Source organism: Paraburkholderia agricolaris, assembly GCF_009455635.1.
Lineage (GTDB): Bacteria > Pseudomonadota > Gammaproteobacteria > Burkholderiales > Burkholderiaceae > Paraburkholderia > Paraburkholderia agricolaris.
In genome coordinates this window covers 909,959-922,688 of the sequence record NZ_QPER01000002.1, presented here as the reverse complement: position 1 = coordinate 922,688, position 12,730 = coordinate 909,959, and the positions used below count along the sequence as shown (strand labels likewise).

14 protein-coding genes are annotated in these 12,730 nt (G+C 61.0%); 6 read left to right on the top strand and 8 right to left on the bottom strand.

Going from position 1 to position 12,730, the window contains the following annotated elements; translation table 11 throughout:
• The first annotated feature begins 92 nt into the window (after positions 1–92).
• A complete protein-coding gene (locus GH665_RS25570; RefSeq protein ID WP_153140069.1) occupies positions 93–698 on the top strand; it encodes a short chain dehydrogenase in 606 nt (201 codons plus the stop codon).
• Between the two features lie 86 nt (positions 699–784).
• Here the strand turns inward: GH665_RS25570 and GH665_RS25565 are convergent, their stop codons facing one another.
• The 6 genes from GH665_RS25565 to GH665_RS25540 form a co-directional block, all read right to left on the bottom strand.
• Positions 785–1,714, bottom strand: coding sequence for an ABC transporter permease (locus GH665_RS25565; protein WP_153140068.1), 930 nt, complete (start codon positions 1,712–1,714; stop codon positions 785–787).
• Positions 1,714–2,601, bottom strand: coding sequence for an ABC transporter permease (locus GH665_RS25560; protein WP_153140067.1), 888 nt, complete (start codon positions 2,599–2,601; stop codon positions 1,714–1,716). The genes GH665_RS25565 and GH665_RS25560 overlap by 1 nt, the downstream gene beginning before the upstream one ends.
• Positions 2,598–3,677, bottom strand: coding sequence for an ABC transporter ATP-binding protein (locus GH665_RS25555; protein WP_153140066.1), 1,080 nt, complete (start codon positions 3,675–3,677; stop codon positions 2,598–2,600). The genes GH665_RS25560 and GH665_RS25555 overlap by 4 nt, the downstream gene beginning before the upstream one ends.
• Before the next feature lie 81 nt (positions 3,678–3,758).
• Positions 3,759–4,880 (bottom strand): extracellular solute-binding protein, encoded by a 1,122-nt coding sequence (locus tag GH665_RS25550; RefSeq protein WP_246216515.1) that lies wholly within the window; start codon positions 4,878–4,880, stop codon positions 3,759–3,761.
• A gap of 321 nt (positions 4,881–5,201) precedes the next feature.
• Entirely contained in the window at positions 5,202–6,146 is a 945-nt protein-coding gene (locus tag GH665_RS25545; protein WP_153140064.1) for an SMP-30/gluconolactonase/LRE family protein, read from the bottom strand.
• 132 nt (positions 6,147–6,278) lie between these two features.
• Positions 6,279–6,542, bottom strand: coding sequence for a hypothetical protein (locus GH665_RS25540; protein ID WP_153140063.1), 264 nt, complete (start codon positions 6,540–6,542; stop codon positions 6,279–6,281).
• A gap of 243 nt (positions 6,543–6,785) precedes the next feature.
• On the opposite strand from GH665_RS25540, the gene GH665_RS25535 reads away from it, so the two are divergent.
• Complete coding sequence (locus GH665_RS25535; protein WP_153142297.1) at positions 6,786–7,490, top strand: helix-turn-helix transcriptional regulator; 705 nt, start codon at positions 6,786–6,788, stop codon at positions 7,488–7,490.
• Here the strand turns inward: GH665_RS25535 and GH665_RS25530 are convergent.
• Positions 7,474–7,791 (bottom strand): helix-turn-helix domain-containing protein, encoded by a 318-nt coding sequence (locus GH665_RS25530; RefSeq protein WP_120342330.1) that lies wholly within the window; start codon positions 7,789–7,791, stop codon positions 7,474–7,476. The two genes, GH665_RS25535 and GH665_RS25530, sit on opposite strands and share 17 nt — an antisense overlap.
• Positions 7,792–7,945: 154 nt before the next feature.
• Between GH665_RS25530 and GH665_RS25525 the strand changes: the two genes are divergently transcribed.
• Entirely contained in the window at positions 7,946–8,539 is a 594-nt protein-coding gene (locus tag GH665_RS25525; RefSeq protein ID WP_153140062.1) for an acyl-homoserine-lactone synthase, read from the top strand.
• Positions 8,540–8,662: 123 nt separating this feature from the next.
• Here the strand turns inward: GH665_RS25525 and GH665_RS25520 are convergent, their stop codons facing one another.
• Complete coding sequence (locus GH665_RS25520; protein ID WP_153140061.1) at positions 8,663–9,352, bottom strand: FadR/GntR family transcriptional regulator; 690 nt, start codon at positions 9,350–9,352, stop codon at positions 8,663–8,665.
• A gap of 288 nt (positions 9,353–9,640) precedes the next feature.
• On the opposite strand from GH665_RS25520, the gene GH665_RS25515 reads away from it, so the two are divergent.
• The 3 genes from GH665_RS25515 (at position 9,641) to GH665_RS25505 (ending at position 12,595) form a co-directional block, all read left to right on the top strand.
• The gene (locus tag GH665_RS25515; protein WP_153140060.1) at positions 9,641–10,108 is read left to right on the top strand and encodes a universal stress protein; all 468 of its coding nucleotides are present in this window, start codon (positions 9,641–9,643) and stop codon (positions 10,106–10,108) included.
• A gap of 384 nt (positions 10,109–10,492) precedes the next feature.
• A complete protein-coding gene (locus tag GH665_RS25510; protein ID WP_153142296.1) occupies positions 10,493–11,149 on the top strand; it encodes a helix-turn-helix domain-containing protein in 657 nt (218 codons plus the stop codon).
• Between the two features lie 132 nt (positions 11,150–11,281).
• Positions 11,282–12,595 carry an SUMF1/EgtB/PvdO family nonheme iron enzyme gene (locus tag GH665_RS25505; protein ID WP_153140059.1) on the top strand — a complete coding sequence of 438 codons (1,314 nt, stop codon included), beginning with the start codon at positions 11,282–11,284 and terminating at the stop codon, positions 12,593–12,595.
• Positions 12,596–12,730 lie beyond the last annotated feature (135 nt).

Below are 12,730 nucleotides of genomic sequence, written 5' to 3'. Positions count from 1 at the left end.
CCGGGTTGCAGGACCTGCAAGCCGAACAGGCTATTTCCGCTCACCGAACGCCGACACAATCGACTCAGATTCATTACCCAACGGAGCAGCAAATGAAAAAGATCGTCGTGATCGGTGCCACGGGCACGGTCGGCCAGGCAGTGAGCGCAGCGTTGAAAGCGCGTCATGAAGTCATCGAAGTGGGCGCGACGCGCGGCCAGTATCGCGTCGACAGCACGGACCCGGCCAGCATCGAGCGCCTCTTTGGCGAGATCGGCAAGGTCGACGGCGTCGTCACCGCCACCGGCAAGCTGCATTTCGGCCCGCTGCCGGAGATGAGCGTCGAGCAATTCTGGGTCGGTCTGCGCGACAAGCTGATGGGTCAGATCAACGTCGTACTGGGCGCCCAGCAGTACGTGAACGACGGCGGCTCGTTCACGCTGACGAGCGGCATTGTCGGCGACGAACCGATTCGCGAAGGCGCGAATGCAACCACCGTGAATCTGGCCCTGGAAGGTTTCGTGCGGGGCGCCGCGATCGAGTTGCCGCGCGGCATCCGCATCAACGTGGTGAGCCCGACGGTACTGACCGAAGCGCTCGATGCGTTTGGCCCCTACTTCCGCGGCTTCGAACCGGTGAGCGCCGAACGTGCCGCGCAGGCCTATCTGCGCAGCGTGGAAGGCGCGCAAACGGGCCGGGTGTATCGCGTGGGGTATTGAACGCTCAGCAGGCTCGTTGAATCCCGGGCTCTCCGCCTGCGTGCGCTTGTGCCGGTTTGCGCACCGCAGCACCGGGATTCAGCACCTCAGCGCTTCTGCTCTTTCACGCGCGACACGATCTGGGTCGGGCTGACGAACTGCAGTGCAATCAGCACCCAGATCAGCGTGATCGCCATGTAGATCATCGCCATCGCATCGATCGACTGCGGGGCGCGCACACCGGTTGAAAATACCGCGTAGTACAACGCGACTACGAGCGTTTGCGTTGCCGGCCCCGCCGTGAAGAATGTCAGCTCGAACATGCCGATAGTGCGCACCAGCACCAGCAAGCCCGCTGCTAGCATGCCGGGTACCAGCAGGGGCAGCAGCACGTAGCGGAAATAGCGGAGCGTGTCGGCGCCGAAGATGCGCGCCGCCGCTTCGAGACTGGGATCGATCTGCTCGATGAACGGGGTCATCACCAGGATCACGAACGGCAGCGCCGGCACGAGATTCGCCAGAATCACGCCGCCCAGCGTGCCCGCGAGACCGACTTTGTACATCACGGTCGCCATCGGAATGCCGTAGGTCACGGGCGGCACCATCAGAGGCAAAAGGAAAATCAGCATCGCCACGCGCTTGCCCGGAAACTGCACGCGGGCGAGCGCATACGCCGCGGGCACACCGAGCACAACCGACAACACCACTACCGCCCCGACCACTTCGACCGTGACCCACAACACGCTCGCCAGTTGAAAATCGCTCCACGCCTGCGCGTACCAATGCAGTGTAAAACCCTGCGGCAACAAGGTGCCGAACCAGCGGGTCGCGACCGAATTCACCGCGACGGTCGCAATCAGCAACACCACGTTGACGAGGAAGAACACCATCGCCCCCCACACCAGCACAAGCCAGATGCGGCCCGGCACACTGGCGCGCTGCTTCATGCGCTTGCCGGGTTGCCGTGCGCCGTCGTGGTTTTCGTTCGAGGTGGACGCGGACCACGAAGCATGCGCGGCGCGATGATCGGCAGCCATCAGCCTTTGCCTCCCGTCGTCGGACCGCGGTAGAAGAAGCGGCGCGCGCCGAGCATGGCGGCAACCACCAGCAGTTGCACAAAACCCATCACCATCGCGATTGTGGAAGCGAGGGAGTAATCGTAGCTTTCAAAAGCGGCTTCGGCCGCGGCGATCGACATCACACGCGTGGGCCCGGCTGGTGCTCCCAACAGCACCGCAGACGGAAACACCGAGAACGCCTGTACGAACGACAAACACGCGGCCATCGTCAAACCTGGCACCAGCAGCGGCAGATAGATGCGGCGAAACTGCTGCCAGGGGCTCGCGCCAAGCGTGGCGGCGGCGCTCGCGAGCGTCGGATCGATGCCGGTCACGTATGACAGCGTCAGCAAAAACGCAAACGGAAAACCCGACACGATCAGCGAGATCAGCACGCCCCAGAAGTTATGCGTCAAGCGCACTTCGTCGGTATAGAGATGCAGGCCTTGCAACGCCTGCGGAAACCAGCCGTTCGGGCCGAAGTACGTGAGCATGCCGTCGGCGATCAGCACGGTACCGAGCGTAACGGGAATCACCAGCAGCGTCGTGACGAGCTTCTGATAAGGCGAATTGCGGCGCAGTGCGAACGCCACAGGAACCGACACACCGACGTTGATCAGGGTAGCGGGCACAGCAAGCTTGAGCGTGACGAGAATGGTCGGCCACATCGACGTATCGGTGAAGAACGTCAGATAGTTGGCCCACAGGCCGCCGCCGTTCATCGGTTTGAACGACAGCATCAAGCCGTACGCGAACGGATAGATGAACAAAGCGGCGATGAAAATCAGCGCCGGCGCAACCAGCCACGCTTTGGCGTCGCGCGGCGCAACAGATGCGCGTGGCGGTGACAGCGTGGGTGTGTTCATGCGGCCTCTGCGTCATAGACCAGCGTGCGCGACGGCGGCACGTGCAGACTGATGCGCTCGCCCTCTTCGAATTCGCCGGCGATGCGTGCCCACAAATCGCCGAACGCGGTCTTCACCCGCAGCAGGGAATCGTGGCCGCCGTATTCCACGGTGGTGACCAGCGCGCCGAAGGTGTTTCCCGCGTCAGGTGCTGCACGCTCCATGTCCTCAGGGCGCAACGCGACGCTCACGCGCTTGCCGTTGAAACCGGCCATTGGCGTCCCGATCAGACGCACGCCGTTCGCACTCACTGCGACCCCATCGCCCTGCGTGCCTTCGAGCACGAATTCAGCCACGTTGCGATAGCCCATGAACCGCGCGACATGCAAGTTCCGTGGCCGCGTGTAGACCTCCTTCGGCGTGCCGATCTGCTGCACCACGCCCTCTTTCATCACGACGATACGATCAGCCATGGACAGTGCTTCGTCCTGATCGTGCGTCACGTAGAGCGTCGCGCGTTCGAGTTGGTTATGGATCCGGCGAATTTCCGCGCGCATTTCAATGCGCAATTTCGTATCGAGATTCGACAGCGGCTCGTCCATCAGAATCAGCGGCGGTTCGATCACGATCGCCCGCGCAATCGCGACACGCTGCTGCTGACCGCCGGATAACTGTCCGGGCAGCTTGCGCTCATGCCCGACCAGTTGCACGAGCTGTAACGCTTCACGCGCACGGCGCATGGCTTCGCTCTTGCCGACACCGCGCATCTTCAGTCCGAAGCCGACGTTGTCGAGCACGCTCATATGGGGAAACAGCGCATAGTTCTGGAACACCATGCCGAAGCCGCGCTTTTCTGGTGGCAGCACGTCGATGCGTTTATCGTCGAGCCAGATGCCACCCCCGCTCAATGGCTGCAAACCCGCGATGCAATTGAGCGCCGTCGATTTACCGCAGCCCGAAGGTCCGAGCAGCGCAATGAATTCGCCACGCCGGATGTTCAGATCGAGATCCTGCAATGCCGCGACCGCCTGCCCTTCCGCATTCGTGAAACTGCGGCTCACCGAATCGAGCCGCAACTGTTCAAAGTGATGCTTCATGGCGATTTCCTGATACGCGTGACGCTTGACGCACGAATCGCAGCGGCAGGCTGAGAACGGATACGCGTGTTAATTCGCGGCCTACTTGGTCTTCTGCGCGCCGATATCGCTGTCCCACTTCTTGAAAGCCGCGACCATCGCGGTGGCGTTCAGCGGCAAAACATGCGGACGCTCGGCCAGCAGCTTCGCGTATTCCGGCCGGCCGTATTTCTTCAGCACGTCCTGGCTGTGCGCGGGCGCCTGCTCGATGCTCACGCCCTTGATTGCCGGCCCCGGGTAGAAGTAACCATCGTCATAGGTCATGGCCTGCTGCGCGGGCTCGAGCATGAAGTTCATCAGCTTGTAGAGCACGTCGAGCTTTTCCTTCGGCACACCCTTTGGAATCACCATGTAGTGAGCGTCGTTCACCCACGTCATGTTGTCGAATGCCTGCACACGAAAATCCGCCGGCACGATGCCGAGCGCGCGCGGATTGATATCCCATCCGGTGACCGTTACGGTCATGTCGCGTGAGCCCTCACCGAGCTCTTTCATCACGGCCGAAGTGCCACCCGGATAGTAAGGAATGCAATCGTTCAACTGCTTGAGGAAGGCCCACGTCTTGTCCCAGCCGTGAACCGGATCTTGCGGGTCCTTGTCGCCGAGCACGTAAGGCAAGCCCATCAGGAAGGTGCGGCCCGGACCGGAGTTCGCCGGCCGCGCGTAGATCAGCTTATCCGGATGCGCCTTGCACCATTGCAGGAGTTGCGCAGGTGTTCTGGGTGGATCGCTGACTTTGGCGGGGTTGTATTCGAGCAAGGGACCGGCCGGCATATACGCGACTTCGAGGCCGTAGCCTTGTGCGAGGTCCTGCATCTTGCGCGGACCGGGCGCGTATTTATCGAGCACACCGGGGAAAGCCGCCGCATTGTCCGGCAGCAGTTTCATCCAGAGATTCTGCTCGATGCCGGCGGCCAGTGCGTCAGTGCCGGTCAGGACGAGATCGATGTCGGAGCGACCGGCAGCCTGCATCGCCTTGATCTTGCCGGGCAACTGCGGCGCGGGCGCGTTGGTGAACGTGAGGTTGGCGACCAGATTGGGATACTTCGCCTTGAAGGCCTCGAAACCCTTCTGGGTGAGTTGAAGATCGCCGGCCACGTCGACGATATTGAGCGTTACCGGATCGGCCGCGTGCGCGGCGGGTGCAAATGCGGCGCTTGCCATGAGCGTTACGGATACCAGCCTGAACGCCAACCTGCCTGAAACAGTCATTGCGTCTCCTCGCTTCCTGGTATGAAGTCCGCCGGCCAGATGCGCCGCTGGCGGTGTCTCTCTTCTACCAATGGAACATAGCGAAGCGTAACTGCCGATGTCAAGCAAATACTCACCACGGCGCTTTACCCGTCAATCTGCCCGTTTTGGCGAGGAATCCTTGTGGTTCAATGGGTTGCGCGGTTCGCCCGAGGGCAAACCCGAAGTCAGCACGCAGGTTGCATGATGAGTTGTCAGGCAACATGCGCTATCGTAGCGCAACGCCTTGCGTATTCAGCCGCCCTGGACGCCCTGCGTATTCACATAGAGCGAATACAAGCCGTGACTCGCCGCCATGAACAAGCGGTTGCGATGGCGTCCGCCGAAGCACACGTTCGCACAGCGCTCCGGCAACGCAATGTGGCCGATCGGCTCGCCTTGCGGCGTGAAAACGCGCACCCCGTCGAGTTCGTCGGTGCCCATGCCCCAGCCGCACCAGAGATTGCCATGCGTATCGACGCGAAAGCCGTCGGGTGTGCCTGCGCCCGCGTCGATCAACACGCGGTTGTTCGACAGCACGGCGCTATCGCCACTTATGTCGACGTCGAAAGCACGAATCTTGCGCGGCTCGCCTCGCGATTCGACGATGTACAGCACCGATTCGTCCGGTGAAAACGCAAGACCGTTCGGGCCCAGCACGTCGTCGGCGACCACGGTCACTTCGCCGGATTGGCCGTCGATGCGATACACGCACGCAGGCAATTCCGACTCCTGCTGCTCGCCCTCATAGAAGCTGTCGATGCCGAAGGTCGGGTCGCTGAACCAGATCGAACCGTCCGACTTCACGACCACGTCATTCGGCGAGTTGAAGCGCTTGCCGCGATAACGCTCGGCGAGCACGGTAATCGAACCGTCATACTCGGTGCGCGTGACCCGCCGCGTCAGGTGCTCGCAACTGACAAGCCGGCCCTGACGGTCGCGTGTATGGCCGTTCGCATTGTTCGACGACTGGCGAAACGTGGTCACGGCGCCATTCGTTTCGTCCCAGCGCAGGGTGCGGTCGTTGGGAATGTCGCTCCACAGCAGATAACGGCCGTCGCCGAACCAGACCGGCCCTTCCGACCAGCGTGCGCCCTGATACAGACACTCGACGGAAGCGGACGCCAGGATCAACGATTTAAAGCGCGGATCGAGCAGGCGAATGGAGGGATCGGGATAGCGGCGACTGGTGTCGGTCATGCTTAGGCTTTGGATGATGAAGGTTGATGAGAAAAGCAAGCCGATGCCGGCCAGCAGGACCTGCGCCGCACGATCGATCTTCGCATGATGCTCGGACAGCGTTGAACTGGATAGTACCGCCCCGCAATGCTGTCAGACAACCTGGGCACAGGCGATGCCACACAAGCCCGACCCGAAGCCGATAAGACGAAGGCGAAGTTGGCAAAGCCGGTCAGGCGCTTTTGTATGACAATAGCGCCTGACCGGCATGAGTGAATGATCGCAGGCCAGGCGGGAATTGACGATCGGGAAATCGCAGTCGTTTCGCCTGGAATCCGGATAAATGTCGTTCAGTGGTTTGACGGTAATGTTGCCAATCAAAAGCATCAAAACCTGCACCACGAGAAAATTACCCACTTTTTCGACCCGTGAATGTTAATCGGGTCAAAGAAATCCGTTATAAAGAGCAATTCGTTCGCCTCTTCGCAGAACCCGCGCTGGTGCTGTTTCTTTAGAAATCGCGCTCGGCTTGCGGAATAATTTTTAGTGATAGATTGTGAAGATAAAAACAGCCGGGCGGATCACCGCACCGCAATTAACCGCAACGGGATGTTTGCGAGTCTGAGAGAACACAAATTGTCGCTACATTTTATCGAGGAAATGGCGCCACTACTGAACGCCGCGGATGAAGCGGAATGGTTCGGTGCGATTGCGGGCCTTGCTGAAACGTGGGGCTTCGACAAGCTGTTGATCGCCATGTTGCCGCGTCCGACCATTCGCCTCGAAGATGCCTATGTGCGGAGCACCTACGCACCAAAGTGGCGACGCACGTACGACGAACAGGGTCTCGTCCACATCGACCCGACAGTCTCGCATTGCGCAACGCGTGCCACGCCGCTGATCTGGTCGCCAGACATTTTCACCACGGCACAGCAACAGTCGATGTACGAGGAAGCCCGCTCGCACGGCCTGCGCGCCGGTGTCACTTTGCCGATTCATGGACCAAACCAGGAAGCCGGCATGATGTGCTTCGTCAACGACAGCAATCCGTCCGACGCATTCTGGCGCCATGTCAACGTTGCATTGCCAAACCTGGTGTTATTGCGCGATCTGGTGATCGATACCAGTCAGCGCCATCTGAATACGCACACTCAGACTCTATTACCCAAGCTCACGCCTCGCGAACGCGAGTGTTTGAAATGGACCGCGCGCGGCAAATCCACGTGGGAAATCTCCCATATCCTGAGCTGTTCGGAAGCCGTGGTGAACTTCCACATGAAGAACATCAGGACGAAATTCGGTGTGAATTCAAGGCGCGCGGCGGCCGTAATCGCCGCGCAGCTAGGACTTATTGACCCGGGTTAAGCAAGGCGGCGGCGTCACGGCTGTACAAGACCCGTTCAGCCCGGCCCAGATCCGCGTCCGAAACGGTTTTGGTGAAATAGAGGCCCAGCAGGATCGACACGGGCGCCGGAATCTCCGCGCCCGATTCGAACCGGCTGCCACGCGACTGCGTCACGCCAAAGCGTGCCCAGAAGCGGCGCTGGCTCTCTTTTTTCTTCTTGCGGTAGGCAATGATCAGAACCCGATCCACCACCGATGAAGGCTCCGCCGGGCGGCTTTGGACGGAGGGTTGCACCTGCCAGTGATTGTCGAGAAGTTCCATTTTTCGGTCCGGTCGGTTGAGTACTGAGGCTTGTCTCGAATTCTGCGTTATCCGATAAGCATCCACACCTATCCAGGTAGGTAGGTGGCAGAACGATTCAAAATGCATAAGTTTTCTTGCGTATTGGGTACCCCAACACGTTCAGGAGAACGTCATGCAAACAGCGATTCGGATTGGAATGCGGCAGGAATTTGACAATGCGGACATCAATGAGATGTACCGCTTGCGGGCCCGGGTGTTCCATGGGCGGCTCGGATGGGACATCCCGACTATTGCGGGCATGGAGATCGACGGCTATGACGCCCTTGGCCCGCACTACATGCTGATTCAGGGCGGCGACCGGCAGGTGCGGGGCTGTTGGCGTCTGATGCCAACCGAAGGGCCGAATATGCTGAAGGACACTTTCCCGCAGTTGCTTCATGGCGCGGACGCACCGGTCGGGCGGCATATCTGGGAGCTCAGCCGCTTCGCAATCGAAACCAGCGGCGAGGAGCAGTCGTTCGGCTTTGCCGACCTGACCATGCAGGCGATTCACGAACTCGTGACATTCGCCGACCGGATGGGCATCACGCGTTATGTCACGGTGACCACCACGCCGATCGAACGGCTGCTGCGCAAGACCGGTATCGATATCAGCCGGCTCGGATCGCCTCTGCAGATCGGCGTGGAGCGGGCCGTGGCGCTGGATATTGCGGTCAGTCCGAAGACCCGCACCGCCCTGTTTGGGCCGATGGCCGCCGCCGCCTGACGCCTTGACGTGAAATTGGGGCGGGGTTGCGGTTGCCCGCTTGTCAGGGTGCTGTTGCCTGGACGCCACAGACGAGCGGCGAGCGCCTGTTAGTTGCGATCCATCAGGAAGATGCGCGGGATGTCAGGAGCCGAACATCCGTTCGAGCGCATTCTCGAGGTGCGCCCGCATCGCCCTCGCCGCAGCGGGACCGTCCTTGCGGCGAATCGCCTCGAGCACGGCCAGATGTTCATCCTGCACGAGCCGTTGCCGCTCCACCGTCTTCACGAGCGACAGATTGCGCGACAGGTTCATGCTGAACAGAATCTGTTCCTCGATGAACGACATGACCGTGATGAAAAAAGGATTTTTCGACGCGCGCGCCACCGCCAGGTGGAACATGAAATCGTCCTGCGCACCGATACCCCGTGTTTCTATGATCCGCTCCAGCTGATCCCACGCATGCTGGATCGCGCCGATGTCGTCGGCGTCGGCTTTGAGCGCCGCCTGCTCGGCAGCGCCCGCCTCGGTCACGATGCGAAATTCATAGCAGCGGCGGATGTCAGACAGCGTTTCGAGCGGCGCAAAGCGGCGCACATCGGGGTCCGGCCGGCGCGCAACCGTGGTGCCCGAGCCGTGCCGCGTCATGATGATCCCGTCCGCCCGCAAGCGCGCGAGCGCCTCGCGCACGGTCGGCCGTGAAGTCGCAAAGCGTTCGGCCAGTGCGTGCTCGGTCGGCAGCCGCTCACCCTCCTTATACTCGCCTTCAAGAATGCGATTCAGGATGTCGCCGTAAATCTTGTCGGGCAAGCCCGTCGTTTTGCGCTCGTTCATCAGCGGGCTGAAGCAGCTTGTCTGAATAGGTTCCGATTGTAAGGCAAACCTGCCCCTATGCCGGGCTGATCGTCGCGCTTTGGCCGGGCCGGAACGCCGCGAACGCACGCGGCACGGCGCTCATCGCGTGACACATCGCTATCTTAAAATTTGACAAATGTTTGATTTACATCCGGTCTCGATGCATCTTTTTCAGCGATCATTTAAGCTCGCATCGTAATCTAATTGTCAATGAGCCCGGCCGGCCGAATGGCCGCGGCATCCAGCCCTTTCAGACGCGGAGTTGATATGTACACACGCATCCTTGTAGCCGTCGACGGCAGCCACACCTCGCGCCGTGCGTTCGAAGCAGCGCTCGCACTCGCGAAGTCCACCGGCGCCGTCATGCAGCCGCTCTACGTCGTCGAGAACACGCCGATGTATTTCGAAGCGCCCGGCTATGACCCTTCCGTTCTGCGTAACCGCCTCGTCGAGGAAGGCAAGGAACTCGGCGCGGAATTCGCCGCGGCCATGGCTGCGCAAGGCGTTAAGGGTGAACTCGCCGTGGGCGAAGCTTCTTCGCTCGACGACGTTTCGGTGGTCGTACTAAAAGCTGCCGCTGACTTCAACGCCGATCTGCTGGTAATGGGCACGCATGGCCGCCGCGGCTTTCAGCGCCTGATTCTCGGCAGCGTCGCAGAGCGCTGCGTGCGCCAGGCGACCTTGCCCGTGCTGCTGATTCCATCCGCGGCAGGCAAACCCGACGACGGTGCCTGAACGCGTGGAGTGACGCACATGGCCATTGCGTGTGCCCGCCGTCAAGGTCGGCACATGCTGCACGCTGTCTCTAAAATGCGGGCTGAGCACGGTGACCAGGATACATAGCAGTCCATAACCACAAGCAGCAACGCGAGGGTGACATCGCTCAAGAGGCCGAACTGCATGAACGCGTCATTTTGTCGCTAAGCGAGGAGCATGGGCGGTGGGACAATCAGTCATCACCCTTACAAATGACTGAAAAACATGCTGACTCCTACCGCTGTGACTCGCTCGGCCGGCATTGCCGAATCCACTGTGATTTCGTCGCCTGCGCGTGGCGCCCGTCGTGCCGCGCCGGTGAGGGCAACCGCGCGCACCGCCGCTCGCTGTTCGAGTTGTGCGATGCGGGCGCTCTGCATGCCGCAAGGCCTGGCGCCAGACGAACTGACCAAACTCGAAGCGCTTATTTGCACCGCGCGCTCAGTGCAGCGCGGCGAAGCGCTGTATCGCAGCGGCGATCGTTTCGACAACATTTACGCGGTACGCTCCGGCTCCATGAAAACCGTCATGGCGCACCGCGACGGCCGCGAACAGGTCACCGGCCTGCGCCTCGCCGGCGAAGCACTCGGGCTCGACGGCATGAGCGATGACGTGCATGCCTGCAGCGCCGTCGCCCTGGAAGACAGCACCGTTTGCATTGTTCCCTACTCTGCCCTCAAGTCCCTGTGCCGCGAAATCAACTCGATGCAGGAACGCCTGCACAAACTGCTGGGTGAGCAGATCGTCCGCGAAGCCGGGCAGATGATGGTGCTCGGCTCACTTTCGGCAGACGAACGCGTGGCGGCATTTCTACTTGACGTGTCGGAACGCAATGCCCAGCGCGGCTATTCATCGGCGGAATTCAACTTGCGCATGACACGCGAGGACATGGGCAGCTACCTGGGAATGACGCTCGAAACCGTGAGCCGCACCCTGTCAAGATTTCAAAAGCGCGGTCTGATCGACATACAAGGCAAACACATCCGGATCGTCGACCTGGAAAGCTTGCAGAAGGTGTAAGCCGTACGCGCCGGACCTGGCCCGCGCCGCCACGTCCCGGCCCATCCGCCTTTTAAGCGCGCATTCACCTTGGCATGGCTCCTGCGAGCGGGTACAGTCTTTAGTCCGTCCCCCGCAAGGAGACCCGGCGAAATGAATCGCGACCCCGCCCCGCATCACCCGCTCGTCCAGCGCCTGATCGACGCGCGTCAAGTAACCGACGCGCTGTTTTCCATCATCAAACCCGAATTTCTGTATGACCGGCCGATCCGTGAGCGCCACCGGATCGTGTTTTACATCGGCCATCTGGAAGCTTTCGACCGTAACCTTTTCGATCAGCGCCTGTGCGATCTGCCGGCATTCGATCCGCACCTCGACCAACTGTTCGCTTTCGGGATCGATCCCGTCGACGGTGGCTTTCCGACCGATCAACCCAGTGACTGGCCATCGCTCGACGCCGTGCGCGGCTACGGGTTGCGCGCCCGCGAACAGATCGACCGCGAACTCGATGCACTGAGCGACTCGGCGCGTGTCGGGCATGAGGGCACGCAAACCGGTGCGGCCGAGCAGTTGCTGAATGTCGCGATCGAGCATCGCCTGATGCATGCTGAAACGCTCGCGTACATGCTGCATCAGTTGCCGCTTGCACAGAAGGTCGCCCCATTACGCGAGGCGGTGCTTACCCGTGCCGAACCGCGTGAGTCGTTGTCCTCGATGGTCAGCGTGCCGGCTGGCACCACGGTGCTCGGCATGGCACGCGAGAGCGGGCGTTTTGGCTGGGACAACGAGTTCGGCGAACTGCGCGTCGGCGTGCCGGCATTCGAGATCGATCGCCACATGGTAACGAACGGCGCATTTCGCGAGTTCATCGAGGCGGGCGGCTATCGCGAACCCAGGTGGTGGTCCAACAAGGATTGGGCCTGGAAAGAGGCAGAACAAATCCAGCATCCGGCCTGCTGGTCGCAGCAAACTGGAAGCGCTCAGAACAGCGGCTGGACGCTGCGCACGATGTTCGACGAAATGCCGCTGCCGCCCGACTGGCCGGTGTACGTGAGTCATGCCGAGGCCAGCGCCTATGCGCGCTGGGCCGGCAAGACGCTGCCCAGCGAGGCACAATGGCAACGCGCGGCACACGGTGCGCCGCACGCTGCGTCGGGCAATTTCGATTTTCGTAGCTGGAACCCGCAGCCGGTCGATGCGTATCCCGACAACGTCAGCGCATTCGGCGTGGAAGGCCAGTTCGGCAATGGCTGGGAATGGACCTCGAGCGTGTTCGACGCCCTGCCGGGGTTTGAAGCCTTTCCGTTTTATCCGGGCTACTCCGCCAACTTTTTCGATGGGCAGCATTACGTGCTCAAGGGCGGCTCGGCGCGCACCGCGCAATGCATGTTGCGGCCGGCTTTTCGCAACTGGTTTCAACCGCACTATCAATATGTGTACGCCGGATTCCGGTGTGTGAAAGATTGACGAATAAAGCATAAGTTGACGGTCAAAGAGACCGCATGGTTTATTGCAAAGACCGGCGCACTTATGCTTTATTCACTGACGCCCGGCGTCAAGTCCGGGCGACTCCTCGCGTGCAGCAACTACGCCCTGCTTGCT

What these genes read in the sequence shown, in the direction of transcription:
- GH665_RS25570 (WP_153140069.1), top strand. Translation starts at nt 93, where the DNA reads ATGAAAAAGATCGTCGTGATCGGTGCCACGGGCACGGTCGGCCAGGCA.
- GH665_RS25565 (WP_153140068.1), bottom strand. Translation starts at nt 1,714, where the DNA reads ATGGCTGCCGATCATCGCGCCGCGCATGCTTCGTGGTCCGCGTCCACC.
- GH665_RS25560 (WP_153140067.1), bottom strand. Translation starts at nt 2,601, where the DNA reads ATGAACACACCCACGCTGTCACCGCCACGCGCATCTGTTGCGCCGCGC.
- GH665_RS25555 (WP_153140066.1), bottom strand. Translation starts at nt 3,677, where the DNA reads ATGAAGCATCACTTTGAACAGTTGCGGCTCGATTCGGTGAGCCGCAGT.
- GH665_RS25550 (WP_246216515.1), bottom strand. Translation starts at nt 4,880, where the DNA reads ATGGCAAGCGCCGCATTTGCACCCGCCGCGCACGCGGCCGATCCGGTA.
- GH665_RS25545 (WP_153140064.1), bottom strand. Translation starts at nt 6,146, where the DNA reads ATGACCGACACCAGTCGCCGCTATCCCGATCCCTCCATTCGCCTGCTC.
- GH665_RS25535 (WP_153142297.1), top strand. Translation starts at nt 6,786, where the DNA reads ATGGCGCCACTACTGAACGCCGCGGATGAAGCGGAATGGTTCGGTGCG.
- GH665_RS25530 (WP_120342330.1), bottom strand. Translation starts at nt 7,791, where the DNA reads ATGGAACTTCTCGACAATCACTGGCAGGTGCAACCCTCCGTCCAAAGC.
- GH665_RS25525 (WP_153140062.1), top strand. Translation starts at nt 7,946, where the DNA reads ATGCAAACAGCGATTCGGATTGGAATGCGGCAGGAATTTGACAATGCG.
- GH665_RS25520 (WP_153140061.1), bottom strand. Translation starts at nt 9,352, where the DNA reads ATGAACGAGCGCAAAACGACGGGCTTGCCCGACAAGATTTACGGCGAC.
- GH665_RS25515 (WP_153140060.1), top strand. Translation starts at nt 9,641, where the DNA reads ATGTACACACGCATCCTTGTAGCCGTCGACGGCAGCCACACCTCGCGC.
- GH665_RS25510 (WP_153142296.1), top strand. Translation starts at nt 10,493, where the DNA reads ATGCGGGCGCTCTGCATGCCGCAAGGCCTGGCGCCAGACGAACTGACC.
- GH665_RS25505 (WP_153140059.1), top strand. Translation starts at nt 11,282, where the DNA reads ATGAATCGCGACCCCGCCCCGCATCACCCGCTCGTCCAGCGCCTGATC.